The organism is Stenotrophomonas sp. HMWF023, from assembly GCF_003060985.1.
GTDB classification, from domain to species: Bacteria; Pseudomonadota; Gammaproteobacteria; order Xanthomonadales; family Xanthomonadaceae; genus Stenotrophomonas; species Stenotrophomonas lactitubi.
In genome coordinates this window covers 1-24,858 of record NZ_QAIJ01000356.1, presented here as the reverse complement: position 1 = coordinate 24,858, position 24,858 = coordinate 1, and the positions used below count along the sequence as shown (strand labels likewise).

Sequence of the window (24,858 nt, the reverse complement as noted above, 5' to 3'; positions counted from 1 at the left end):
AATACAGCAGGTGCACCACATTGGGCTGGGTCAGAAACAGCTCGCGCGCATCCTCAATGGTGACCAGCCGCTCACTGTCCGGAATATGGTTGACCAAGGCCTTCATGAAGGTGGTCTTGCCGCTACCGGTGGCACCGGACACGACAATATTCTTGCGATACATCACCGCGCGGCGGAAGAACTCCGCGTACTCGCGGGAGTGGCGCAATTCCAGCAGTTCGCGATCCTGTTCACTGACACTGCCATCCTGCTCGAGGATCTGGTTGAAGAATCCATCCTCGTGGTACTGCGTGAGCGACTTGGTGTGCTTGGATGGAAGGCGGATCGTGATCGACACCTTGCCTGCATCGCACGCCGGCGGAATCACGAACTGCGCGCGCTGCCCGGTCGGAAAGGTCAACGACACCACTGGATCCGCATCGGTGATGCGCTGACCGGTGTTGCTTTCGTTGACCACCGCGGTACAGAACTGTCGCGCACGTTCGAAGGTCAGGCTTGGCACATCCACGCGCTGCCACCCTGCCCGCGTCTCCAGGTACAGCTCACCCGGACGGTTGATGCAGATTTCCGTCACTTCGGGCGAAGTCATGTACTCGGCGATGCCCAGCACTTCGTACTGATAGCGCAGGAAATCGCTGGAGACGAGGGCGAGTGGTGACACTTCGGCGTCCATGGTCGTTCTTGGATTACCTGCGGGCGTTCAGCACGCTGGTGAAGTCAACGTCCTTTGCGACGTAGACGTTCACGATCGTGCCTTGATTGATGGTGACGGTGGGCGGACGACGGCCGCTGGTGAGCGCCTCGTTGGCCAGCCGCTCCATGGTGCGTGCGGTAGCACTTTCATATGGCGACTGGATGGTCATGCCGTTGTTGGCCACGGTGGTCGTTTCCGGACCATGTTCGGCAGCGGCGTATTTGAACGCGTCCGCGACCAGGCTGATCATCAGTGCCGAAGCGATACGTGCACCCCAGTGTGCGCTGTACTGCCCTGGGTGACCCGCACCACCCAGGCCATCAACGCCCGGGCTGGACATAGCGACGTCCAAGCCATTCGGAGTCGTGATCCGGTCCCAAATGACTTCCACGCGCTTTCCAGCTGGGCCGCCAGCATAGGCACCATAGATCTTCGAACCCTTGGGCAACAGCAGGGTACGGCCATTGATGGAATAGACCGGCTCGGTGAGCAGGCAGGAGGTATAACCGGCCAGGTCAGTGATGATGCGGGTCTCAAGCACGCAGCGCAGATAGGTACCACGCACCAGCAGTGCATCCGGACTGCGGATGAAGGAAGCGCTGGAGATGTCCTCCACATCCGGGCCCCGGCGAACCTTTTGCGGGCCCTGCTGGTTCGGCATCATGTTCGCCAACAGCGCCTGACGGGTTTGCTCGTCCAGCGCACTTCGCTGGGGCTGTGGACCACCAGAACCCACGGCCGCGTCGGCCGCGCCTGAGATTCTGCGCTCCAACAGCGTCGGGCCACGCGGGACCATGGCTTCTTGCCTCGGTGCCACCGGAACCAGCTTCGGGCCATCATCCTGAGGCAACGCAGGCAACATCGGAATCGGCTCCGCTGCAGCAGGCGGAGCCTGCGGCGGCGGCGCTACGTTCGGCAGTTCGGGAGTCGTGACACGTGCCATCTCGCGCGGCTTGTTCTGAGAGCCTTCATCGTCCTTGCCCTTCCGGAAGAGCAGGAAGCCCATCGCTACCAACAGCACCACAATGCCGCCAAGGAACAACAGCGCCTTTCGGTTCAGCCGCTGCTCTTCAGCCGAGCGCAGTTGCGGAGCTCCCGCATCCAGATCGGGGGCCGCCCCAGCCTGGGTATTGCCGAAATAAGGATTGGACGGCGTCTCCGGCGCAGCACCTGGACTGCTGCCGTAGGGGCTCTGGCCCTGGTCAGGACCATTGTTCGGATCGTTTCCTGGAGTGTTCTGCTGGCTCATTTCTTCACGTTCCTTCGCAGACCAACGACATAATCGCCGTGGCGGATGACCAGGTACGGGTAAGTCCCGTGGACGATCAAGGTATTGCCTTCAACGGTGGTGTTGACCACGAAGTCCTCGCCGTACTCCTTCTCGCGACCGAATACGGCCGGGAAGATGCCCGTCTTGTACTCGGGCGAATTCGGCAGTTTCAGGTAGGTGAAGCTGCCATCGTCGTAGGCGTTGACCGGAATCAGCCACCCCATCTTCTTCGCCTTGCTGGTCGAATAGGAGTAGTTGAAGTTGTACTGGCGATCCTTGGCCAGCTCAGTGCTGAGCAGCGGCTTGGCTTCTTCCTCGACCGCCTCCTGTGCCAACCCGAATTCGGTGTCGCTCGGGTAGGTGAAGGCAATCTTGTACTGCACGCCGGCGCGACGGGCCTGCTCCAGCTGACGCCAGTCCGTTGCCACGACCTTCAATTCGAAGATGTAGGAATGGGTCTCGGTGCGCACCATCATGTTGGTGTCGACGTCGACGTTCTTCGGCTTGATGTAGAACACGTTCTCGCGACGGGTCAGCTCCCAGCCGTTGCTGAAACCGGTGCTGTAGTCGAGGATCTTCTCGTTCGGGCTCAGTTCGATCTGGGTGGTTAGACCCAGGCCGGTGCGAACCGGATAGATGCGATCCTTCTCATACTCGTAATGGTCTACCGCCTGTGCCATCGCTGCGGTGGAAAACACCAGCGACAGCAACGACAGCAGCGCCAATGCGCTTCCCCTGACTTTTCGACTACTCATCGGTTGCTTGCTCCATCAGCATTTCCGGTGGAATTGTTCGGTGCCGGCGGCATCGCCGGCTGCCCGGGCATGGCCTGCCCTGGCATCGCTTGACCCTGCATCGGCTGGCCTTGCACCGGCTGCCCCTGCATCTGTTGCATCTGGCCATTGACCGGTGCCGCCACGGGCTGCCCGGTCGCCGGATCGATCATGGTCGCAGCGGCCGGGTTGTTCGGGTCATAGATCCCTTGTGCCTGCTGCGCGGCCAACTGCGCCTGCTGCGCGGCCTGCTGTGCCTGGTCCTGCATGGCGCTGTCGTCCGGCACCGGCACGCCACGGGCGTAATCATTGTCGACGCGATACTCGGTGACCTGGAAAGCCAACGGATTGAGCACGCGATCCTGCTCGGACAGCGCGAGGTTCTGGTTGTACTCGAAGCGCATCGTCACCAGTTGGTTGTCCAGATAGGTCGCGGCACCGGTGCGCTTGTCGAGCAGACTGCGCTGGATACGTACAGAGGCGCCACGGAAGCTGCCATTCGCCTGTGCGCCGAGCGGGGTGATGCTGAGGATCTTGACCCGGATCGCCTTGCCGCGCCCGTACATTACGAACGGGTTCTGCGGATTGTTGCCGGCATAGCGCAACTTCATGCTCTGCGCCACCGGATCGCTGGACATCACAAACACCAGCTCCCAATCGCGCAGGCCCATCACCGCCGAGTCATACGACTCACGTGCCAGCACATACTGGGCAACGTTGCTGCGATTGACCGCTTCGTTGCTGGTGATGGTTTCACCCTGGAACGTGCCGCGCAGGCGCGCAACCGTCGCCGTACCCGTATAGGCATCAGCCATCACCAGGAACGGCACCTTCTCCTTCAACGGCAGCATGTAGTAGTAGCCACCGGCCAGCGCCAGCGACATCAGCAACGAACCGGTGGCGACCCACCAGGCGCGACGCTCGCTGCGCCGGGCCATGTCGGCCACGGTGATCTCGTAGCTGACCGCCTTGGCGACCGACTGCTCGACCTTGGGGCTGTTGCCTGCATCCTTCTTGCGGAACATGGGTTCTTCCGTACTGCTGAAACATCAATGGGCGCGACGCCCCTGCGCCAGGCGCGGGGTGCGGCACGTTCGATGATTTCGACGCGGTCTCAGCTGCCGCTGCTGGCTTCAGGATCCTGGGCCGACGCGGTCGGCGTCGATCCAGCGTTCTGCACGACGATCTGGTTGCCGACGATGGAGACGGAAACACTCTGCGCCGCATAGGCCGCCGTGAGATCGATCACGGCCTGCTGTGCGTTGGTGGTGTCGATCTCCGACACCGCGCCATACAGGGTGAAGTCCGAACTGAGGCGATAGTCCAGCGTGCGGCCGGAATCCTTGGCCCAGCGCTCGAGCATGGCCTTCAGCGTGCGATCCATTGGCGACGCCTGATAGACGTAGCTGGAGTACAGCGGAATCTCGGTCGGAGCCGTCGCAAAACGGTTGACCGGCTTCCAGCGCCCTCCGAAGTCGGGTGCGGGCTTGGTAGCACAACCTGCCACCATCAACGCCGCCACTGCGGCGATGGACATTTTTGCAATAAACGCCTGATTCATACGGGCTTCACTTTGACGTACGAAAAAGCAGTCCCGATGTTGGTCCCTTGGTCGTCCGGCACTGCGCGATGCACGCCGGAAACGTAGCAAATGCACTGCTTAACAGCACACGGGCACGGTTCCCCTGCAGCTCGAAAGCTGCCAACCAAGTCGCGTGAAGCAACCTCATCCGAGGCCCCTTTCACGCACCCTCACCAACGTCGGAACCATCCCTGTTCCCATGGCTGAAACTCCTGGCCACTCTGAAAGCATGACGAATCACACAGATTCGCAGGCCATGCATAGATTCGCACAACCACACGTCAATTCCATGTCAGACAAATCTGAAATCTACCGACGTATGGCATTTTTTTGACGTGGCGCACTAATTCACCTCCATGAATGCGTGCATCCGTCACACTTTCATGTCTGCAACTTAGACATCAAGCATCGGTACGTCAACCTTTGGCAGTAGTCGTGACGTGAAATAGCGATCCTTGTAATAGCGAATCTTGTCGCACTTGACCGGATGCGGGATGCCTTCGTACAGGAAGACCTCATGGTCAGGCCCCATCGCCTTGAGCTCCTGCGGCAGCATCAGCGCGCGGCGCTCCTCGGTGAAGCTATGGGTCTTCTCACGTGCGTGGGTGACGTTCTTCTTGCGGATGGTGGTGTAGCCCAGCATGTCCGAATAATCGTTGGCATCCTGCTGTTCGCGTGGTGCGTACAGGATCTGCAGCGCGTGGTTGGTGATGATGGTGCGCGAGACTTCGCGGCCATAGGTGGCATCAAGCTGCGACATGCTCTGGATGATCGGCAGCAGGCGCACGTTGTAGCCGGCCATGTAGGACACCGCCGAGGCGATGATTTCGACCTTGCCGATCGAGGTAAATTCGTCCATCAACAACAGGCACTGGTATTTCAGGTCCGGATTGGACTTGGGCAGTTCCTTGGTATTGAGGTTGATCAGCTGGCTGAAGAACAGGTTGATGATCAACCGGCTTTCGGCCAGCTTGTTGGGCTGGATGCCGATGTAGATGGTCATCTTCTTCTTGCGCACGTCGGTGAGCAGGAAGTCGTTGGTGCTGGTGGCCTTGTCCAGCACCGGGTTGATCCAGGGATTCAACGGTTCCTTGAAGGTGCCCAGGATCGAGGCGAAGGTCTCGTCGGCCTGGGACAGCATGTTGGCGAACGCCGAGCGCGCGTTGCTGCTCAGGAATGGACGCTCGGACAGGCTCTTCAGGAACTTCTTCAGATCGCTGCCATCGCCGGAGGACAGGCGGTAGACCGCGCCCAGGGTCGGCGTGCCCTGCCCGCCCGGGAAGCCGCTGCTGCGCTCGTCATCCCAGTTCTCGAACAGATACAGGGTGAAGGCGATGAAGGCATTGCGCGCCTGGCTGATCCAGAACTTCTGGTCTTCCGAACCATCCGGATACAGCATCGCGCCGATGCTCATCAGGTCCGAGACACGGAACGCCGGGTCGTCGGAGACGTAGCTGAGCGGGTTCCAGCGATGGGTGCGGCGATCTTCGGCGAACGGGTTGAACAGGTAGATCTCCTGCCCCTGGCTGGCGCGCCAACCGCTGGTCAGATCGAAGTTTTCCTGTTTGATGTCCAGCACCACCAGCGATTCGCCGTACTCCAGCAGGTTCGGGATGACCACGCCGACGCCCTTGCCCGAACGGGTCGGGGCGGCCAGGATCACGAACTGCTGGCCGTCCAGCCGCACCAGCTTGCCGCCATGGCTGCCGACCACGATGCTCTGGCCGCTCTTCTTGAACATGCCATGCTTGGCCAGATCGGCGCTGGTGGCAAAGCGCGCGTCACCGTGCAGCGAGCGCTTGTCCTTCTTCAACAGCACGACCAGGCCGACGATGGCCAGCACCAGCAGCGGCAGGCCAAAGCCGAGGTAACCGGCCCATTTGATCTTACCCACGAACGGGGCGACCTGCGGCTGGTCGAGGGCGTGGAAATACTGGTAATAGGTATTCCAGGTGAGCAGCTTGGTATCAAGACCAAGCAGCAGCAGCGTCAGGTAACCGGAAAGCACGAACCCGAGCAGCAGGGTCGCCAGCGTGATGATGGCGATGAGCAGATACTTCTTACTGGACAACACCCGAATCCTCCATGATGCGCCTCATGGGCGCGACGGCTTAGCGGCGGCGTCGCTGCGACGCCTTCTTCCGCAGGTTGACTTCATTCTCCGGCCCGGGCTCCACACCCTCTTCCCGCACCAGTTCCTCAAGGTACCGGCGCGCATCGGCCAACGACATCAGGTCGGTCAGACGCTCCCCATCGTCGACGATGACCGCATGGCCGACCACATCGCCGGGAGCGTACACCGGCTCGTGGGTCACCGCTACCAGACGGAAGCGGCCGCGTAGTTCCAGCTGATGGGTGTATTCCTGCATGTCTCATCTCCCTGATGGAATCCAGATGCCATTCCTGCAGCGTCCGATGATGCCTGCATGGCCGTGGTGGCGGCATGTAGACGACCCGTACGACAATACACGCTCGGGACGGAGACATCGCGATGGACTGGGTGGCACGCGCACGCACGCTGGCGATGGAGGCCCATGCCGGCCAGGTCGACAAGGCAGGACAGCCCTACATCGGCCACGTCGGCCGGGTGGCCGCTGCCGTGCGTGGCGATGATGAAGCCGAGGTGGTGGCCTGGCTGCATGATGTGCTTGAGGACTGCCCTGCCTTCGCTGAGCGGGTACAGGCCTTCCCTTACCCGTTGCAGCATGCGGTGCGGTTGCTCAGCAGGACGTCTGCGGCGGATGCCGCCACGTACTACATGCGGATAGCGGCGGATCCGCTGGCGCTGAAGGTCAAGCTGGCCGATATCGCCGACAACGCCGATGAAACGCGGTTGGCGTCACTGGATGCCGCCACCGCCGAGCGCCTACGTGACAAATACCGACAGGCCCTGGCGGCGCTTGGCCAGCAGACAGCACGGGCAGCACGGGCAGCACCACCCATCGAACACTGATTTACCCCCAGCCTGGCTGATGCCTGTTGCGGTGCAGCAGTACAATGTGGCGCTTCCCCGCCCCCTTTGCGCCCCCGCATGAGCCCCAATTCCCCTCTGGCCGCTCGGCTGACGCCGCGCCAGCGCACCCTGATCATCCTCGCCCTGTCGTTGGGCGGCTTCGCCATCGGCACCAGTGAATTCGCCAGCATGGGCCTGATGCTGGAGATCAGCCGCGGCCTTTCCATCAGCGAAACACAGGTCGGCCACCTGATCAGCGCTTACGCCATCGGCGTGGTGGTGGGTGCACCGATCCTGGCCTTCGTCGGCGCCAGCTTCCCGCGCCGCAAGCTGCTGCTGGCACTGATGGGCTTCTATGCCGTCGGCAATCTGGCCAGCGCATTGGCACCGAACTACGGCACGATGCTGTTGGCGCGTTTCGTCGCTGGCCTGCCGCATGGCGCCTACTTCGGCGTGGCGATGCTTGTGGCGGCCGCGATCAGCCCGGCCGGCCAGCGCGGGCAAGCGATGTCGCGCGTGCTGCTCGGCCTGTCCGTGGCCATCCTCATCGGCAATCCGCTGACCACCTGGTTGGGCCAGCAGCTGAGCTGGCGTACCGCCTTCGCCCTGGTCAGCGTGCTGGCCATCGCCACGGTGGCGATGATCGCGCGCTTCCTGCTGCCCGATCCGGATGAGGTGCGGACCTCGCCGATGCGCGAGCTGCGCGCGTTCAACACCACCCAGGTATGGCTGGCGCTGTCGATCGGCGCGGTGGGCTTTGCCGGCATGTTCTGCGTGTTCACCTACCTGGCACCGACCCTGGTGCAGGTGACCGGCGTGGCCGAATCGTGGATGCCGCTGGCGGTGGGCGTGTTCGGCATCGGCGCGATCATTGGCAACATCGCCGGTGGCTGGCTGGTCGACAAGTTCCACTTCAAGGCAGCCGCCGTGGTGCTGCTGTGGTCGATCGTGATGCTGCTGCTGTACCCGCTGGCCGCCGAATCGGTGTGGACCATCGGCCCGATGATCATCACCGTGGGTACGATGGGCGCCCTGGCCGCGGTGCTGCAGACGCGCCTGATGGACGTGGCCGGCGAAGCGCAGACCTTGGCCGCCGCCTCCAACCATGCTGCGTTCAACACCGCCAATGCACTCGGCCCATGGCTGGGCGGCATGGCGATCAGCGCCGGCTTCAGCCCGGCCACCACTGGCTACGTAGGTGCAGCGACTGCGGTCGGCGGCCTGCTGCTGTGGTGCGTGTCGGTGATGCTGGAGAAGAACCGCAAGGCCGCTGTCGCCGGCAGCCGCTGAACCCCGCGACGGGTCGTCTGCTGTCGCCGGAGCGACGGCGGCGATCCGGTCGCAGCACTCTCCAGCTTCTCATCGCGTCGGTGATGCCGCACCATCTACGCAGATCGGCCGCAACCGGCGGCCGAGGGTCATGCTCAAGGATGCTCCGTGGCAGTCACTCCCCATAGACGCGAGAAGCTGCTCGATGACCTGCTTTCATTAGGCCGCAACTGGGCGCTGGCCATCGCCATCGCCGGTGCAGGCGCGGCGGTGCACTACAGCGAAACGGTCTACGAGGCTGGACTCTGGCGCGGGCTGCTGCCCACGCTGTGCTTCCTCGTCAGCGTGGTCTGGATCGTGCTGAGCATCATCCGCTTCGACCTGACGCTGCAACAGCACGTCGAACGCAAGCGCTCGCGCTGGCTCAGCCGCCTGCTGTATGTGGTGCTGCTGGGCGCTGGCATCACGGCGGTGTTCTTCGTGATGGAGCTGGCCGGGAACAACCATATCGCCAAGATGTGCGACTCCGTGGCGAACGAGCCTGGCAGCCGCATCCATCGGTCGGAGGAGTGCCAGCGGCTGTACAAGCACCGGGCCGAATACCGGCGCCGCCTGGAAGCGGCGGACGGCGAGTTCGACTGATGCGACCGCGATTCGCGTGCGGTAGCCACACTGCTGGTTGACGAACACGCGGCGTAGATCCGCCTTGCTGCAGAGTTGCGCACGCCAGCTCCCCTAGCGCGACACAGCCCTCATGCACCGCCAGATTTCCCCCACCTGCCACGATGCAATTGCCCTGCGGGCCGGCGCGCTGGGCAGCGTGCTGGGCGTGGCGCTGTTCAAGGCCTTTGCGCTGTCCGCCGCAGCGGCCGGCTCGATGATGACGGCCGGACTGTGGTTGCTGGGATGTGTGCTGCTGGCGGCCTGGGCGTTGGCGGCCTGCCTGACCTGCCTGGCCTTGAGTCGGCGCGTGTTCGTGTTGATGCTCGCGCTGTCGACGGTATTCCTGATCTGCATTGCCTGATCGGTAGTGGCCAGCTCCTGGGCATTGTCACAATTGTTATTCAATAACAAGTGCTGCCAGTCGGATTGCGCGTGTGCCGGGTCACGGATTGAATTCGATGGCCAGACCGGCCCCTTCCCGAGACCCCCCATGCGCCTCCTGCAGCCCCTGCTCCGCTCCGCCCTCTGCGCCCTTGCCCTCGCGTCGATCAGCGCCTGTGCCACCTATGACGATTCGGCCATGCATGCCGCCTGCCAGGAGTCGCCGCATGTGAAGGACCTGCCGCCTGAGGTCGCCGCCCGCGAAAGCCGCTGCAGCAAGAGCGTTGAGGTCTGGTCGAGCGAGCGCAAAGGCAGTGACCAGCCGCTGGACCTGAGCGGCAAGAAGAAGGATCTCTGAAAGAGGGCGGCGCAGCCCTGAGCGGGCTGCGCCGGGACTCAGGCAATCGCCTCCCTGCCAACGGGGCCCATCCATTCCCGTACGGCCTGCGCCAGTCCTGCCGTATCGGCGCCTTCACTGGCCCAGGCGACAACGCCATCTGGACGAACCAGCAGCGCGGACAGGCCCAACGAATCGACAGCCGGCTGCGCGATGGACAGGATGCGGGATCGTTCGACACCGATTGCCTCGCACAACGAGACCGTGGCATCGAACACCAGCAGCACCGCCTGCCCTGCGCGCAGCAGTTCACCCATGCGGCGACCATCGACCAGCAGGAAATCCGGCGTGCTGCGGCCCACCAGCGGATGGGCCTGACCCAGATCCAGCTGTTGGCCCACACCCCATACGCGCTCGGCGAGATAGGTGGCGCCATCACGCGTTTCTGCCAGGTCGGCAACGATCGCAGCCAATGCACGTGAGCCCGCGCTAGGGCGCATCAATGCGACCTGCGCGCGCGACCACTCCAGCACCCGGGCGCCGATAGAGTGGCGTTCGGCCTGATAGGTGTCCAACAACGTGTCGGCTGCCTCGCCGCGCACGACGGTGGCGAGCTTCCAGCCCAGATTCATCGCATCCCCCAGGCCCAGGTTCAGCCCCTGCCCGCCCAGTGGTGAATGCACGTGCGCGGCATCGCCTGCCAACAGCACGCGACCACGGCGATAGGCGGTGGCCTGCCGCGCGCCGTCGGTCCAGGTGGTGGCCAGGTGCAGTGTGGTGATCGTTGCTTCACGGCCGGAGATACGACGCAGCAGCGCCTGTGCCGTATCGCGGTCGAGCGGCTGGCGATGGCCGGCGCCACCGTCGAAATCGGCCAGGGCGATGGTGCCCGGCGGATTGAAGTTGCACATGCCCTGCGCGGTGGTGTGACGCCCCGGGCTGAGCACCGTCGGATCCTCGAGCTCGACGCTGAGCGAGTGGCCGGTGAACTCCGGATCGGTACCGGCGAAGGTAAAGCCGCACTGCTTGCGCACGACGCTGCGGCCACCATCGCAGCCGACCAGCCAGCGCCCGCGGAAGGTCTGCCCGCCCGCCTCGACCTGGACCTCGTCAACGTCCGTCTGCACCTCCTCCACGCCCGCGCCGCGCAGGATCACCACGCCCAGCGCCTGCGCGCGCTCGGCCAGCACGGCCTCCAGCGCCTGCAGTTCCACCGGCATCTGCGTGCCGACCGGGCTGGGCAGGCGCCAGGGCCAGCGATCGCTGTCGACGTTTTCCAACGCAAACGGAATACCGGCGAAGTGCCCACCCAGCCTGCGCGGCTGCGACAACCAATGCGCGGTGCCCGGCGGCGGTGGGCCTTTCTCCGGTTTCAGCACCTGGCCGGCAGCCACGGCGTCCAGCAGACCGCGCCGGTCGAGCGCCTCCAGCGTGGGGGCATTCAAGCCGCGCAGCCCGAACGGCAGGCACTTCAACGGCGACTCCGGCGAGGCCGCCTGCTCCAGCACCAGTACCGAGCATCCCGCCTGGCCCAGTTCGCAGGCCAGGAACAGCCCAACCGGGCCAGCCCCGGCAATGACGACGTCGTACCGCATTGGAAATCCTCGTGAGCCCCGGGTCGGCGCTCTGGCGGCGACAATGTTACACTCGGTGTACGTTTCTACAAGTGAACCGCCCATGACCCCGCCACCTGGCCGCCGCCAGCAGCGCAAAGCCGAGACCCGACAGGCGATTTCCGACGTCGCCACCCGGCTGATCATCGAGCGCGGCTTCGAGGCCGTGTCGATGAGCGAGATCGCCGACGCCGCCGGGGTGTCACGCAAGACGGTGTTCAACTACTTCGCCAGCAAGGAACAGCTGGTGTTCGACCGTGATGAGGAAGCGCGGCAGCTGCTGCGCGAAGGTATGGCCGCGCGCACATCCATGACGCCGCTGGCCGCCTTCCAGGCGCTGGTGCGGGAATTGCTGGACACCGGCCACCCCTTGCTGCGGATCAATGCCGGCGCAGCATCGTTCTGGAAAACCGTGGCCCAGAGCGCGGTGCTGGTGGCCCATGCGCGGCAGCTGCAGGCGCTGCTGACCGATGACCTGGCGCAGTTGATGGCTGAGTCTGCCGGCCGACCGGTCGGGGACGCCGACGCGCGACTGGGCGCGTCGATGCTGATGGCGTCGATGGTGGCCGCCTACGAACAGGGGCTGCGCGTGCTGTCCTGCGGCGGCGATCCGCGGCAGGCGATGGTGCCGCTGATCGTGCGCGGCGCGACAGGGACCTTGGTGGCATTGGCCGGCACGCCGTATACCGACCCGACGCAGCGCATGCCCAGCGCCCCGCGGATCGGGACGCTGGACGAGGCCCCGGCAACTACGGCCCGGGGCCCGTGATGGCAGACGTTTTACTGGACGTTGATCACCACATCGTCCGGGGCCAGGAAATTGCCGCTATTGCTGCGTGAAGCCGAGATCACGTAGGTCCCGGGTGTAGTGATCGTGCCACTGCAATGCCGTACGGGCGTGGTGTTGCCGCCATCCAGGTTGCCGCTGGTCTCGCACAGCATCTTGCCGTTGGCAAACACGTAGAAATTGCTGGTGCCATCCACCCTTCCGCCACCGGTGATGTAGATTTCCGACGGCGATCCGGCTACGCGTGGCAACGTTCCAACTTCGAATCGCGCCTTCACCGGATGCGGCAACAAGCTGGGACAGGTCATCACGAAACCGTCCCGCGAAAAGCAGACTTCAGCATGGGCAACTGCGGGAGCGGCCATCAGGGCCACGAGCAATACAGACGTTCTGAACTCCATTCCAGCGTCTCCAGATGATCCCAGCGAAATCGCTGGGACCACCGTGGTAGCGATGATGGTGTTACAGGCGCATGAAGCAAAGGCAAAGCGCGGCGCCGCCGGCGGATGACCGCGCCGCTGAAAACCGCTGGTAGCGAGCATCTGCAGGAAAATGGCGCAACGTGCACCGATGCGTGCAGGATGTCCATGCATCCTTGCCAAATGATCGGCGCCGCGATCCTCAGCCCGAGCAGGACACCAGCATCGAGCGGGTGGCCATCTGGGTGGAGGTGAAACCGTTCTTGTTGCCCACCGCGATGGCATTGCCCTCATCGCCATCTTTGCTGAAGACTACGTAGCCGCCCGGGCACATCTGCCCGGCCTTCTCGTAGCAACCGCTCCAGGAACTGGAGCCGCTGCAGTCGATGGAAACGCCTCGGCGGCCGTCGGGGGTGACGGTCATCTTGGCGGTGGTGCAGCCGGTCAGCGTGGCGAGGAACAGCATCGGAACGAACAACTTCATGGTGACTCCAGGGATGGGAACTGCGAAGGGCGCCAAGGCTGGAGCGCCTGGATTGCGTGAACCTTGCGCCGGACCTTCGGCTTCACCACCTCCCGCCGTGGCCTTCCGGCAGATGCGGAGGCACGCCATGTTCACGCAATGTTCCTGTAATACGGTGCCGGCGCGTGCCGAACCGCCCTTGTGTGGCCCCTCCCTGCCCAAGCCCTGCTGATGCACATCCTGCTGATCGAAGACGAAGCCGAACTGGCCGCCACCCTCAAGTCCGCCCTGCAGCGCGAGCGCTATGTGGTGGACTTGGCCAACACGCTGGCGCTGGCCCGGGAGGCAGCCCTGTGCGGCCTGCACGATCTGGTGCTGCTGGACCGCACCCTGCCCGATGGCGATGGCCTGGCGTTGATTTCCCTGCTGCGCGAGCACAACCCCGGGGTGCCGATCATCGTGCTGAGCGCGCTGGGCCAGTTGCCGGACCGGATTGCCGGGCTTGATGAAGGCGCCGATGACTACCTGGCCAAACCCTTCGCGCTGGAGGAACTGTTCGCACGGATCCGGGCAGCAGGCCGTCGCCCAAGCGGATTGCAGGTGGAGTCCATCAGCATCGGCCGATTGGTGTTCGACCCCGCCTCGGGTGAGGCCAGTGTCGGCGGCCAGCGGCTGGAGCTGCCGCGGCGTGAGATCCGGGTGCTGGCGGCACTCGCACGACGCCTGGGCCGCACCGTGCTGCGCGAATCCATCGAGATGGCGGTGTATGGCTTCGACGACGGCATCCATTCCAACACACTGGATTCGCACGTCTCGCGCCTGCGCCGAAAACTCGCTGACGCCGATGCGGGCGTGGAGATCCACGCCATTCGCGGCGTTGGCTATCTGATGCGGGAAAGCAAGTGATGGCGCGTCGACCGTCGTTGAAGCGCCCGCTGATCGTCAAGACGCTGATCTACCAGTTGCTGGCCCTGCTGGTGGCGTTCTTCGCCCTGTTGATGGTGTTGGTCCGTGCCGACAGCGGTGGCTACTACACCATCCAGACCTTCGCGCCGGTGGCCGCCGAGGCGGTGCACCGCGACCGCAACGGCGAACTGTACGTAGTGCACACGCCAGAACTGGCCGAACTGCTGAAGATCGTCCCTGGCGCGTGGTTCATCGCCGAGGACGAGCATGGGCACCACGTCACCTTCGGTCATGTGCCACCGGCCTATGCCTCGCTGGTCGGCGCCCTCGATGGCATCCCCTATGGCGACCTGCGCGGGCGCGATCGCAGCGATGGCCTGGCGGTGGTGGTACGCCAGCACAGTGGACCGGCCGGCAAGCTGACCATCATGGCCCATGGTGAAACCGATTCGCTGACCATGCAGATGGCGTTGGCCGCGCACATCATCACCCTGCCGATCTTCCTGCTGCTGGCACTGGCCACCATCATCCTGACCCCGATCATCGTGCGGCGGGCACTGGCCGGTGTCGAACGCATCGCACAGGAAGCCCGCAACATTTCGGCCAGCCGTCGCGGCATCCGCCTGACCGAGACCGCCGTGCCGGTGGAGATCGCGCCGCTGGTGACCGCCGTCAACGATGCCTTGGGTCGGCTGGATGAAGGACACGAGCGGCAACGCCGTTTCATCGCCGCAGCGGCGCATGAATTGCGCACGCCGATCGCGATCCTGCGGGTAAAGATCGATGCCGCTGATGATTCGACTTCGCGCAGCCTGGCGGTCGAAGTCGCGCGTCTGGCGACGCTGGCCGAGCAGCTGCTGGACCTGCATCGCATGGAGGAGGACGGCCCAAAGGAAACCCTCAACCTTGCCCGTGTGGCCAAACGGGTTGCCGCCGATCTTGCGCCGCTGCTGATCCAGTCGGACAAGACCGTGGCAGTGGCGGTGGAGCCACACTTCCCGGTGCTGGGCGAAGCCGGTGCGGTCGAGCGGGTGATCTCCAACCTGGTGCTGAATGCCGCCGAGCATGGCGGCCGCCATGTCATCGTGCGGGTACAGGGCACCTGCCTGGAAGTGGAAGACGATGGCCCCGGCATTCCGGTCGACCAGCGCGAACGCGTGTTTGAGCCGTTCCAGCGGCTGCGCCCCCGTCAGACCGGCGCGGGCCTGGGACTGAACCTGGTGCGGCAGGTGATCGACCGTCACGGTGGCCACGTCACGGTTCTGGATGCCCCCGGTGGTGGCGCGCTGATCCGCGTCGAGTTCCCGCTGCATCCGGGCGTCACCTCGGCACCGCCGGTAGAGCACTGAAGGCGCCCACACATCCGTGACTGCCGCCTGTCCATGCGCAGCAGACAGCAATGAAAGGCAAGGTTGCGGCAATGTTCGCTGCGCAGCATCGGGCCGATGGCATCGGTGATGCCATCGCGTTCCGTCCTGACAGGAAGCCTGCACGTGACCGAAGGAGTTCCTCCCTCCTCCTCTTCTGCCCGATTCCGCGCGACGCCGGCTACATCCGGTTTGACCGCAGCTGCGTGGAATCGGCGTTCGCGCGCTGATCGAATGCGCGCGCTGCCGCATTGGCCGCGGTGGCTGCGCGTGATACACGCAGCGAATCGCCCGGACGTGCTGATGCGTTTATTTGCCGTGCTGTTCCTGCTGCTGCCGGGCAGTGCGCTGGTGATCTCGACGCAACGCCATGCCCATGCAGCCATGGCCAGCGCCGTGCTGTTCTTCGTCGTCGCGCATGCCGCGCTGCATGCGCTGTCGGCATGGCGATCAACCACATCGCGGCTGCTCCCCGTACCTCTGCGCTACATCGACAGGCACGCGGCCTGGACGATGCTGGGCAGCGCGTGGGTACCCTTGGCGATACAAGGCGTACACACGCAGCCGACCAGCACGCTTTCCATCGTGGGGCTGGTGATCGGCGCGCTGTGTCAGCTCTGCAGCGTACGTGTGACTGCCGACCGCCTGCGCAACGTGCTGCTGGTGCTGGGTAGCGCCTTGCAGTTCATCGCCGTGGCGCTGCTCAGCGCCATGGCTTCGGGCTGACAACCACGCCAGCGCCGCAAGGTTCACGCAACCCAGCACCTCGAGACTCGACGGCCATCCGCGCCCGGCACCCGGCGCGTGCATCCCTACTGCCGCGAGGACCACCGATGACCTATCCCCTCTGGATGCCGTGCCGATGAGCACCGCACCGCGCAAGCACCGCCGACTGCTGATCATCGCTGGTGCCGTACTGTGCACTGCCATTGCCGCGTGGCTCTGGCTGCGACCCGCTCCGCCGCCACCGATGCAGCTCGCGCCCGTGGTACGTGGAAACATCGAACAGGTGGTGGAAGCCACCGGCACCCTGAAGCCATCGCGACTGGTGAGCGTGGGTGCGCAGGTCTCCGGTCGCATCGAAACACTGCACGTGAAGCTGGGCGACAAGGTGAAGGCCGGTGACCCGATTGCCGACATCGATTCCCGTACCCAACGCAATGCGCTGCTGAGTGCGCAGGCGGCACAGCGCACCGCACGCGCCAACCGCGATGCACTGGCCACCGATCTGCGCCAGTACGAACTGACCCTGCGGCGGCAGCAGCAACTGCTGGCATCGCAGCTGGTGGCGCGTGCCGACTTCGATGCTGCAAAGGCCAAGGTGGATGCAACCCGCGAACAGATCACCGCGCTGGACGGTGAGATCGTGCAGCGGCAGACCGACGTGGACATCGCGCAGACCAACCTGGAGTACACCCGCATCACCGCCCCCACCGACGGCACGGTGCTGGCGGTCGTCGCCCGCCAGGGTCAGACGGTGAATGCGGTACAGAGCGCACCGACCATCGTCATGCTGGGCAACCAGGACGTGATGACCGTCTACGCCGAAATCTCCGAAGCCGATGTTGTGCACACCACGGTCGGCCAGGAAGCCTTCTTCACCATCCTTGGCGACGCGGGCCGCCGCTACAGCAGCACCGTGCGCGACATCGCGCCAGCGCCAGAATCGATCACCAACGAAGATACGTCCAGCCTCGCGTCGCCAGCGCTTTCCGGTGGCAGTCGTACAGCCATGTACTACAACGGCCAGTTCGACGTGGACAACACCGACGGCCGCCTGCGCAGCTACATGACCGCGCAGGTGCGGATTGTGCTCGGCCGTGCTCACAATGTGTTGACCATCCCCTCTGCTGCCCTTGGTGTGCGGGATGGTGACGGCAGCTACACCGTGCAGGTGCGTGGCGCGGATGGGCGCGCCGTGGCGCGGCGTATCACCATCGGGCTGGATGACCAGATCCAGGTGGAAGTGCGCAGCGGGCTGAAGGAAGGCGAGCAGGTCGTGCTGGCTCAAGCCAGCGACGAAGCCGCCACCGCGCCCGCGCAGCCCCGATGAGCGCAGCCATGAGCGAGCCACTGCTGAGCGTGCGCGGGGTGCGCCGTGAATTCGCCGCCGGTGAACAGACCCTGGTGGTACTGGACGGTGTGGACCTGGACATCCATGCCGGTGAACTGGTGGCCATCGTCGGCCAGTCCGGCTCTGGCAAGTCCACGCTGATGAACATACTCGGCTGCCTTGATCGGCCCTCTGCGGGCGCGTACGAGATTGCGGGACGCCAGACCGCGCAGATGTCGCCCGACGAGCTGGCCGAGCTGCGCCGCGAACACTTCGGCTTCATCTTCCAGCGCTACCACCTGCTGACCGACCTGACCGCGCTGGGCAATGTGGAAGTGCCAGCGATCTACGCCGGCATGCCCGCCGCTGAGCGCCACGCACGGGCCGCCGAACTGCTGGCGCGGCTGGGCCTGGGCGAACGCATGCAGCATCTGCCCGGCGAGCTCTCGGGTGGCCAGCAGCAGCGCGTGTCGATTGCCCGCGCACTGATGAATGGTGGTGCGGTGATCTTCGCTGACGAACCTACCGGCGCACTGGATACACAGTCGGGCAAGGAAGTGATGACGATCCTCGGCGAACTGCATGCCGAAGGCCACACGGTGGTGCTGGTGACCCACGACATGGCCGTGGCCGAGCGCGCCCAGCGCATCATCGAGATCCGCGATGGGCGGATTGTCGATGATCGTGCCACGGCTACTGCGTCGGCAGCGGGCGTGGCACCGTCCGCTCTGCCGCAACGCGGAGATGGCAGCGGCTGGCAGGCCGTGCGCGATCGCTTCGCCGAGGCCTTCCGCATGGCCCTGCGCGCCATGAACGCACACCGCATGCGCACCTTCCTGACCATGCTCGGCATCATCATCGGCATCGCCTCTGTGGTGTCGGTGGTCGCGCTGGGTACGGGTGCGCGTCAGGCCATCCTCTCCAACATCTCTTCGCTGGGCACCAGCACCATCGAGATCTATCCGGGCTCCGGCTTTGGCGATCTGCACGCGGCGCGGGTAGAGACCCTTACTCCGGGCGACAGCGCAGCCCTGGCCGGGCAACCGTTCGTGGACAGTGCCACCCCTGGCGTAGCCACCACGGGTACCGCCCTGCGCGGCAACCGTTCGGCCAGCGTGCAGGTTCAGGGCGTCAGCGAACAATACTTCCGCGTGCATGGATTGAAGCTGGGGGAAGGTGCCTTCTTCGGCGCACCGGGTGTGGCTGGCTACCAGCAGGTGGCCATCATCGATGCCAACACGCGTGCGCGCTTCTTCGCCGCCGCCGAGAACCCCATCGGGCAGACCCTGCTGCTGGGCAACGTGCCGGTGCGCGTGGTCGGCGTGGTGAAGAAGGATGCCGGCGCCGCCGGCGACGCCTCGCTGCTAAGGGTGTGGATGCCCTACACCACGGCCATGGCGCGGATGCTCGGCCAGAGCCATGTGTCCAGCATCACCGTGCGCGTGTCCGATGTGATCAGCATGGAAGCGGCCGAGCAGGCCATTGCGCGGTTGCTGACGCGTCGCCATGGCAGCACCGACTTCTACATGAGCAACAACGCGCAGATCCGCCAGTCGATCGAACAGACCACCGGCATCCTCACCATGATGATCAGCTCCATTGCGGCCATTGCACTGGTAGTCGGTGGCATCGGGGTAATGAACATCATGCTGGTGTCGGTGACCGAGCGCACTCGCGAAATCGGCGTACGCATGGCGGTGGGCGCGCGCCGCAGCGACATCCTGCAGCAGTTCCTGATCGAGTCGGTGCTGGTGTGCCTGCTTGGTGGCGTGCTGGGCATTGGCGTGGCGTTGCTGCTGGGCGCGGTGCTGGCACTGGCCGACGTGGGTTTCAGCCTGGTGTTCTCGGCGAGTTCGATCATTGCGGCGTTCGCGTGTTCCAGTCTGATCGGTATCGGCTTTGGTTTCCTGCCCGCACGTCGCGCGGCGCAGCTGGACCCGGTGGAAGCACTGGTCCGGTAGGCGCTGCAATTGCCTGCAGTGACGGCAGGTTCGCGCAATGTCTGCGGTGTGTACTGCAGCTACCGACGATGTCCGCACAGGAGCTGGACGATGTTTCTGAAAACAGGAAGGACTGCGCTGCTGCTTGCAGCAGCCATACAACTGCTGGTGCTGATGCCCTACTCCGGCGACGCCCATGCGCAGCGTGGCGATCGCTACAACCCGCAGTGGAACCAGGACTATCGTGATCGTGATCGCGATGACTGGCAGCGCCGCGAACGCGAGCGGGAGCGCGACCGCGAACGTGAGCGCAGACACGACGCCAAGACCACAGGCGTGGTGGTGGGCGTAGTGGGTGCCGCCGTGGTGGCTGGCGTGATCGCGGCGGCGGCAAAGCGCGAACGCGAGAGCCGTGAGCGCGCCGACTACTGCATGAACCGCTACGGCAACTACGACCGTCGCACTGACAGCTATCGCGACCGCGATGGCTACACCTATCCCTGCCGCTGATCTGCCCTCATTCTAGGACTACACGCAATGCTTATGAACAAGACCGCCCTGCTGATCGCGCTGTGCGCTACCCCGCTGCTTGCACAGGCCGCGCCCGCCGACCCGAAACAAGCCTATATCGATTCCACGTTCACCGCGATGGACAGCAACAAGGACGGTCGCGTCGACAAGACCGAATTCACCGCGTATCAGCAGGCGCGCTTCAGCAAGCAGGCTGACTCGATCGATGCCGCGTTTGCTGCGATGGACAAGAACAAGGACGGGAAGATCAGCAAGGAAGAAGCGACCGTGGTGCCGGAGATCGCGAAGTACTTCACGGGGCTGGATACCGACGGTGATGGCTACCTGTCGCTGAAGGAGATGCAGCAGGCGATGGTGGCTGCGCAGACGGCGGACGCGCCAACAAAGTAAAACCCTGGTGTGGCGCTGACGTGATACGTGCCCACCTGGGTGGTCACCTACCAACGCAATGAAACGCCACGCGCCCAGGCGGGCATCTTCGAGAAGGTCGGCACTACCCGGTTCCAGTCGAGGTACTCAAGGAGGACCATCAACGGCTGGCAACGATACCAGGCTGCAGCCCGCCCCGATTCAGGTATCCTTGCGCACAGTCAGCCACGGCTTTCTGCGACCGTTGCGGTGCAGCATCGACGTTGCGGACGAACACACAATTCACCATGGATGTTTCAACGTAGTCACAGGGGAAAATGGATGAAGAAGTTCCTGTTCGCGGCGATCATCGCTGCGTCGCTGGTGGGTTGCACCACCAATCCGCCGCTCAATTTCTCGGTCCCGAACGTCGGGGTCAGCAGCAAGAAGATTGATGGCGAGCTGAAATCGTTGACGGTCACGCTCGCACGTCCGGATGAAGCCAAGGGCAAGATTCCCGCACAGGCCCAGCACGAAGTCCCGCAGATGTGGCAGAACGCGCTGACCGAAGCACTGAACAAGATGGCTGTGTTCCGCGACGACGCGCCGGTGAAGTTGAGCCTGTCGGTGAAAATCCTTGCCATCGACATTCCCAGCTTCGGTGCCTCGATGACCACCAAGACGATCGCCCGCTACGAGCTGATCGATCGCGCAACCGGCAGCATCGTCTACACCCAGGATGTCAGCGCATCCGGCGAAGTTCCGTTCAACTATGCCTTCGCAGGCGTGATCCGCGCCCGCGAGTCGATCAGCCGATCGGCACAGAACAACATTGCCCAGTTCCTGCAGGCTCTGGAAACGGTGGACATCTCCAAGCCGATGTTCCCGAACAAGCAGGAAGCACCGTGAAGCGCCTGCTGTTGACTGCATCCGCTGCCGTGATGCTGACTGCGTGCGCACCGAACGTGCGCACCGACAGCTATTCCATCGGCTCGGTGGGACAGGTCAACCGCACCGTCAGCGGCACGGTCATCAGCGTTCGTGCAGTCAGTATTGACGGTTCGCAGGGCGGTGGCGCCATTGCCGGTGCTGCCGCTGGCGGCGTAGCCGGCTCCACCATCGGCGGCAGCGACCAGGCGGCGGCCATCGGTGCCATTGGTGGCCTTGTGGTGGGTGCGATTGCCGGTGCGGCTTCCGAGCGCGCACTTTCGCAGGCCAAGGGCCTTGAGTACGTGGTGCAGACGGAGAACGGCAACCTGATGACCGTCGTGCAGGGCCCCGATCCGGTATTCAGTGCCGGCATGCGGGTACTCGTATTGTATGGGTCACCGTCGCGGATCATTGCCGATCCGCGTCAACCGAAGGCAACCCCGTAGGCCCCAACGACGCCCCTTGCTCAGGGGCGTCGTCATTTTCCAGGCACGTTTGAGGCTGCGAAAGGTTTCGCCAGCGATCAGTCTTGCCAGCGGATCCGGCCCGGTACCAGCGCCAGGCGCCTTATCTCCTCTGGAGCAATGATGGTGCCATCCTCCATCTCGACGTGCATCCCGGAGACGTCACCCTCGTGTCCCTGCATGGCAGCGGTAACCAGAATCCTCAATGCACCCGTCCGGACATCGTAGCCGCCGGCGGTGTGCTTCAAGGTTCCCACGCTGTTCCAGTCAATTTCCATGGCCGACCTTTGGATCCACACGCTTCATGCTGGCATGCGCCATGTTACGGGGCGAAGCTGCGGCATGCAGTATGCGGGCACGCTACCCGCCTTTGGGTAATAGGCTACAAGCGACGTCAAGGCCCCTTATCATGAGGGATTGAGGGCCCAAGAGGCCCAATTGACGCTTGCAAGGCAGTATCTGGATGTCTATGGAATGGCGCCCCTCGGGCTGGGGCCGACGTGTGACTCGTTCGCCCCAGTGGTGGCTGCGGCTCGATGGCGAACATGTCGAGTTGAATATCTCCGGCCAGCAGTACCGGCAGCGTGTGGATGACGATCATCGCGTGCAGGTCATTACAGGCCTGTTCTGGTCACGGGTCGAACTGCAGACCGGGAATGCAGCTGGGCAGTCAGTAGACGGGCTGCCCAACCGGCAGGCGTCCCGGCTTGCGGCTGCCCTGCAGCAGATGCGCTTTGCGCGTACCACGCGTGGGCGCAGGGCCCTGTTCGACACGATTCTGGAGCAGATCCAGTCGTGGTTGAGCGCAGCAGATGACCTCATCGACCGAGGCAATGCAGGCCGCCGCTGGATCACCCACGAGCAGCAGCAGGCGCTGCTGGCCGAGCGCCCCGCCCTGCCCCTGCAGCCCCGGGAGCTGGAGCAGCTGTTCCTCGATGAAGACGTGCATGAAGATCTGCAAGCGCATGACCATAGCGTCGCGCTGGACGCCCTCCGCGACTGGAACCTGGATTGGCCCGCCGCCTGGGCCGAAGCCAATGAGGCCATGACCCGGCGCGAACTGGGGTTGGCCAAGAACTTCCTGGACCGGGTCGAGAGCAGGCCGCTGACCGAGGAACAGGCACGCGCGGTCATCTGCTTCGACAACCGCCTGCAGGTGGTCGCCTCAGCCGGCTCCGGCAAGACCTCCACGATGGTGGCCAAGGCTGCCTACGCTATCGACCGTGGCTTTGTGGCCCCCGAGCGCATCGTGATGCTTGCCTTCAACAAGGACGCCGCGAAGGAACTGGAAGGTCGCGCGCAGCGGTCCTTCGAGCGGCTGGGCATGGGCGATACCGTGGTGGAGGCGCGCACTTTCCATGCACTTGGTCTGTCCATCATCGCCAAGGCGACGGGACGCAAGCCCGATATTCCCGAATGGGCCATCGATGCAACGCTGGGCTTCAACAAGCTGGCCGATCTGGTGGACGACCTGAAGGACCGTTCGACCCACTTCCGCACCCAGTGGGACATGTTCCGGCTGGTATTCGGGCGCGATCTGCCGCCGCTGGGCACGCAGATGCTGGCCGATGGCTACGACCGCGACGGCACCCCCTACATCCGCACCCTGCAGGGGGAGCGGGTGAAGAGCCTGGAAGAGTGCGTGATTGCCGATTGGCTGTTCTACAACGGCGTGACGTACGACTACGAGCGCCGCTACGAGTTCGACACCGCCACGGATACCCATCGCCAGTATCGCCCGGACTTCTATTATCCGGACGCCGAGCTGTACCACGAACACTTCGCGCTGGATGCCGACGGCCAGCCGCCGCAGCATTTTGCCAACTACGCCGATGGCGTGCGCTGGAAACGCGAGCAGCATGCCGCGCGGGGTACCGCGCTGGTCGAGACTACCTCGTTCGGGCTGCGCAGTGGCGAGGCCCTGCACCACCTGTCGGAACGGCTGGGCGAATCACGCATCGAGCTGGACCCCAACCCGGACCGCGAGCTGCCCGATGGCGGCGCCAAGCCCATGCCCGATGCCGATCTGATCGGGATGATGCGCACCTTCATTGCCCATGCCAAGAGCAACTGCCTGAGCCTGGAAGACATGGCCGAGCGTCTGCGGCAGATGCCCGAGGACCAGTTCAAGGAACGCTACCGGCGCTTCCTGGAAATCGCCGGGCCTGTGTTCCAGGCGTGGGACGACGCGCTGGCGGACGAACGCAGCATCGACTTCGAAGACATGTTGAACATGGCCGCCGGGCTGCTGGAACAGGGCCACTATGAATCGCCCTACGAACTGGTGATGGCCGACGAATTCCAGGACGCCTCGCGCGCCCGCGCCCGCCTGTGCCGCGCCCTGGTCAACCGCCCGGGCCGCTATCTGTTTGCCGTGGGCGACGACTGGCAGTCGATCAACCGCTTCGCCGGCGCCGACGTTTCAGTGATGACCGGTTTCCGCGAATGGATGGGGCACGGCCAGGTGCTGAAACTGGAGCAGACTTTCCGCTGTCCGCAGGAACTGTGCGACATCTCCGGTCGCTTCATCAGCCGCAATCCGGCGCAGATTGCCAAGGCGGTTCGTTCTGCTGCGCCGACAATGGGCCCGGTGCTGCAGGCGTTCCAGATGAACCGGCGTGAGGAGGTGCAGGATGGTGTTCGCCAGTACCTGTCGAAGCTGCACCAGCAACTGCTGGCGGGTACGGCTCCGCAGGGCCGCAACGGGCGCGTGACTGTCTTTGTTCTGGGGCGGTATCGCGCAGATCGCGGTGCAGTGCCTTCGGATTGGAAGACGGCCTTCGGCAGCACGATGGAGGTCGAGTTCCTGACCGCACATCAATCGAAGGGTCGGGAAGCGGACTATGTGATTCTGCCGGGGATGGTGAATCGCGGCTTCCCGAGCCTACGGTCGGATGATCCGGTGCTTTCCCTGGCTATGCCGGAGGGTGATACCTATCCGCTGAGCGAAGAACGGCGGTTGTTCTATGTCGCACTTACGCGGGCGCGACGATCGGTTGCGATGTTCACCCTGCAGGGGAAGCACTCGCCGTTCTTGGACGAGCTGGTGCAGGACGGCGTCGTGGAGGTTACGAGCGTGTCGGGTGTGGCGATCAATGAAGAGCGCTGCCCGGTG

At 64.2% G+C, this 24,858-nt stretch carries 28 protein-coding genes; 17 read left to right on the top strand and 11 right to left on the bottom strand.

From position 1 onward, the window contains the following. The 7 genes from virB11 to DBR20_RS21680 all read right to left on the bottom strand — a co-directional run. Positions 1-673: P-type DNA transfer ATPase VirB11 (gene virB11 / locus DBR20_RS21710; RefSeq protein WP_108268402.1), on the bottom strand; the 673-nt coding region annotated here is incomplete at its 3' end. Between the two features lie 13 nt (positions 674-686). Further along, the gene (locus DBR20_RS21705; RefSeq protein ID WP_108268400.1) at positions 687-1,943 is read right to left on the bottom strand and encodes a TrbI/VirB10 family protein; all 1,257 of its coding nucleotides are present in this window, start codon (positions 1,941-1,943) and stop codon (positions 687-689) included. After that, positions 1,940-2,719, bottom strand: coding sequence for a TrbG/VirB9 family P-type conjugative transfer protein (locus tag DBR20_RS21700; RefSeq protein WP_033831428.1), 780 nt, complete (start codon positions 2,717-2,719; stop codon positions 1,940-1,942). The genes DBR20_RS21705 and DBR20_RS21700 overlap by 4 nt, the downstream gene beginning before the upstream one ends. Beyond that, positions 2,716-3,762 carry a type IV secretion system protein gene (locus tag DBR20_RS21695; RefSeq protein WP_108268398.1) on the bottom strand — a complete coding sequence of 349 codons (1,047 nt, stop codon included), beginning with the start codon at positions 3,760-3,762 and terminating at the stop codon, positions 2,716-2,718. The genes DBR20_RS21700 and DBR20_RS21695 overlap by 4 nt, the downstream gene beginning before the upstream one ends. Before the next feature lie 89 nt (positions 3,763-3,851). Next, positions 3,852-4,298 carry a hypothetical protein gene (locus DBR20_RS21690; protein WP_108268396.1) on the bottom strand — a complete coding sequence of 149 codons (447 nt, stop codon included), beginning with the start codon at positions 4,296-4,298 and terminating at the stop codon, positions 3,852-3,854. 415 nt (positions 4,299-4,713) lie between these two features. Continuing rightward, a complete protein-coding gene (locus tag DBR20_RS21685; protein ID WP_108268393.1) occupies positions 4,714-6,393 on the bottom strand; it encodes a type IV secretory system conjugative DNA transfer family protein in 1,680 nt (559 codons plus the stop codon). Between the two features lie 37 nt (positions 6,394-6,430). Further along, positions 6,431-6,688, bottom strand: a complete 258-nt coding sequence (locus tag DBR20_RS21680; RefSeq protein ID WP_108268391.1) for a hypothetical protein — start codon at positions 6,686-6,688, stop codon at positions 6,431-6,433. A gap of 122 nt (positions 6,689-6,810) precedes the next feature. Here DBR20_RS21680 and DBR20_RS21675 point away from each other — a divergent pair, with 122 nt between their 5' ends. The 5 genes from DBR20_RS21675 (at position 6,811) to DBR20_RS21655 (ending at position 9,943) form a co-directional block, all read left to right on the top strand. After that, positions 6,811-7,272, top strand: a complete 462-nt coding sequence (locus tag DBR20_RS21675) for a phosphohydrolase (RefSeq protein ID WP_108268389.1) — start codon at positions 6,811-6,813, stop codon at positions 7,270-7,272. A gap of 78 nt (positions 7,273-7,350) precedes the next feature. Then, on the top strand, positions 7,351-8,562 hold the full coding sequence (locus DBR20_RS21670; RefSeq protein ID WP_108268387.1) for an MFS transporter: 1,212 nt from the start codon (positions 7,351-7,353) through the stop codon (positions 8,560-8,562). 147 nt (positions 8,563-8,709) lie between these two features. Continuing rightward, a complete protein-coding gene (locus tag DBR20_RS21665) occupies positions 8,710-9,183 on the top strand; it encodes a hypothetical protein (RefSeq protein ID WP_108268385.1) in 474 nt (157 codons plus the stop codon). A 112-nt stretch (positions 9,184-9,295) separates the two neighbouring features. Then, complete coding sequence (locus tag DBR20_RS21660) at positions 9,296-9,565, top strand: hypothetical protein (protein ID WP_100460363.1); 270 nt, start codon at positions 9,296-9,298, stop codon at positions 9,563-9,565. Between the two features lie 129 nt (positions 9,566-9,694). Beyond that, a complete protein-coding gene (locus DBR20_RS21655) occupies positions 9,695-9,943 on the top strand; it encodes a hypothetical protein (RefSeq protein WP_108268383.1) in 249 nt (82 codons plus the stop codon). Between the two features lie 38 nt (positions 9,944-9,981). On the opposite strand, the gene DBR20_RS21650 is transcribed toward DBR20_RS21655, so the two are convergent. Beyond that, the gene (locus tag DBR20_RS21650; protein ID WP_108268381.1) at positions 9,982-11,517 is read right to left on the bottom strand and encodes an FAD-dependent monooxygenase; all 1,536 of its coding nucleotides are present in this window, start codon (positions 11,515-11,517) and stop codon (positions 9,982-9,984) included. An 82-nt stretch (positions 11,518-11,599) separates the two neighbouring features. Between DBR20_RS21650 and DBR20_RS21645 the strand changes: the two genes are divergently transcribed. Next, positions 11,600-12,304, top strand: coding sequence for a TetR/AcrR family transcriptional regulator (locus DBR20_RS21645; protein ID WP_108268379.1), 705 nt, complete (start codon positions 11,600-11,602; stop codon positions 12,302-12,304). 11 nt (positions 12,305-12,315) lie between these two features. Here DBR20_RS21645 and DBR20_RS21640 read toward each other — a convergent pair whose 3' ends face one another. Together DBR20_RS21640 and DBR20_RS21635 are read right to left on the bottom strand one after the other, a co-directional pair. Further along, positions 12,316-12,915: a hypothetical protein gene (locus DBR20_RS21640; protein WP_258223473.1), complete on the bottom strand. Its 600-nt coding sequence runs from the start codon at positions 12,913-12,915 to the stop codon at positions 12,316-12,318. A 28-nt stretch (positions 12,916-12,943) separates the two neighbouring features. Beyond that, a complete protein-coding gene (locus DBR20_RS21635) occupies positions 12,944-13,225 on the bottom strand; it encodes a hypothetical protein (protein ID WP_108268375.1) in 282 nt (93 codons plus the stop codon). A gap of 210 nt (positions 13,226-13,435) precedes the next feature. On the opposite strand from DBR20_RS21635, the gene DBR20_RS21630 reads away from it, so the two are divergent. The 10 genes from DBR20_RS21630 to DBR20_RS21590 all read left to right on the top strand — a co-directional run bounded on the left by DBR20_RS21630 (position 13,436) and on the right by DBR20_RS21590 (position 21,725). After that, positions 13,436-14,110 (top strand): response regulator transcription factor, encoded by a 675-nt coding sequence (locus DBR20_RS21630; RefSeq protein ID WP_033831437.1) that lies wholly within the window; start codon positions 13,436-13,438, stop codon positions 14,108-14,110. Further along, complete coding sequence (locus DBR20_RS21625; protein WP_108268373.1) at positions 14,110-15,459, top strand: HAMP domain-containing sensor histidine kinase; 1,350 nt, start codon at positions 14,110-14,112, stop codon at positions 15,457-15,459. The genes DBR20_RS21630 and DBR20_RS21625 overlap by 1 nt, the downstream gene beginning before the upstream one ends. A gap of 71 nt (positions 15,460-15,530) precedes the next feature. Then, positions 15,531-15,707 (top strand): hypothetical protein, encoded by a 177-nt coding sequence (locus tag DBR20_RS22260; RefSeq protein WP_181393147.1) that lies wholly within the window; start codon positions 15,531-15,533, stop codon positions 15,705-15,707. 4 nt (positions 15,708-15,711) lie between these two features. Beyond that, entirely contained in the window at positions 15,712-16,203 is a 492-nt protein-coding gene (locus tag DBR20_RS21620) for a hypothetical protein (RefSeq protein ID WP_229978646.1), read from the top strand. Between the two features lie 136 nt (positions 16,204-16,339). Beyond that, positions 16,340-17,530: an efflux RND transporter periplasmic adaptor subunit gene (locus DBR20_RS21615; RefSeq protein WP_108268371.1), complete on the top strand. Its 1,191-nt coding sequence runs from the start codon at positions 16,340-16,342 to the stop codon at positions 17,528-17,530. Then, positions 17,527-19,491, top strand: a complete 1,965-nt coding sequence (locus tag DBR20_RS21610; protein WP_108268369.1) for a MacB family efflux pump subunit — start codon at positions 17,527-17,529, stop codon at positions 19,489-19,491. The genes DBR20_RS21615 and DBR20_RS21610 overlap by 4 nt, the downstream gene beginning before the upstream one ends. Before the next feature lie 90 nt (positions 19,492-19,581). After that, positions 19,582-19,980, top strand: a complete 399-nt coding sequence (locus DBR20_RS21605; protein ID WP_108268367.1) for a hypothetical protein — start codon at positions 19,582-19,584, stop codon at positions 19,978-19,980. 33 nt (positions 19,981-20,013) lie between these two features. Next, positions 20,014-20,391: an EF-hand domain-containing protein gene (locus tag DBR20_RS21600; protein ID WP_108268365.1), complete on the top strand. Its 378-nt coding sequence runs from the start codon at positions 20,014-20,016 to the stop codon at positions 20,389-20,391. 27 nt (positions 20,392-20,418) lie between these two features. After that, on the top strand, positions 20,419-21,258 hold the full coding sequence (locus DBR20_RS21595) for a hypothetical protein (RefSeq protein WP_258223472.1): 840 nt from the start codon (positions 20,419-20,421) through the stop codon (positions 21,256-21,258). Next, the gene (locus tag DBR20_RS21590; RefSeq protein WP_258223471.1) at positions 21,255-21,725 is read left to right on the top strand and encodes a hypothetical protein; all 471 of its coding nucleotides are present in this window, start codon (positions 21,255-21,257) and stop codon (positions 21,723-21,725) included. Before DBR20_RS21595 ends, DBR20_RS21590 begins: the two co-directional genes overlap by 4 nt. A 77-nt stretch (positions 21,726-21,802) precedes the next feature. Here the strand turns inward: DBR20_RS21590 and DBR20_RS21585 are convergent, their stop codons facing one another. Then, on the bottom strand, positions 21,803-22,021 hold the full coding sequence (locus DBR20_RS21585; protein ID WP_108268363.1) for a hypothetical protein: 219 nt from the start codon (positions 22,019-22,021) through the stop codon (positions 21,803-21,805). A 191-nt stretch (positions 22,022-22,212) separates the two neighbouring features. Here DBR20_RS21585 and DBR20_RS21580 point away from each other — a divergent pair. Next, a partial coding sequence (locus DBR20_RS21580) for a UvrD-helicase domain-containing protein (protein ID WP_108268404.1) occupies positions 22,213-24,858 on the top strand: 2,646 nt, incomplete at its 3' end.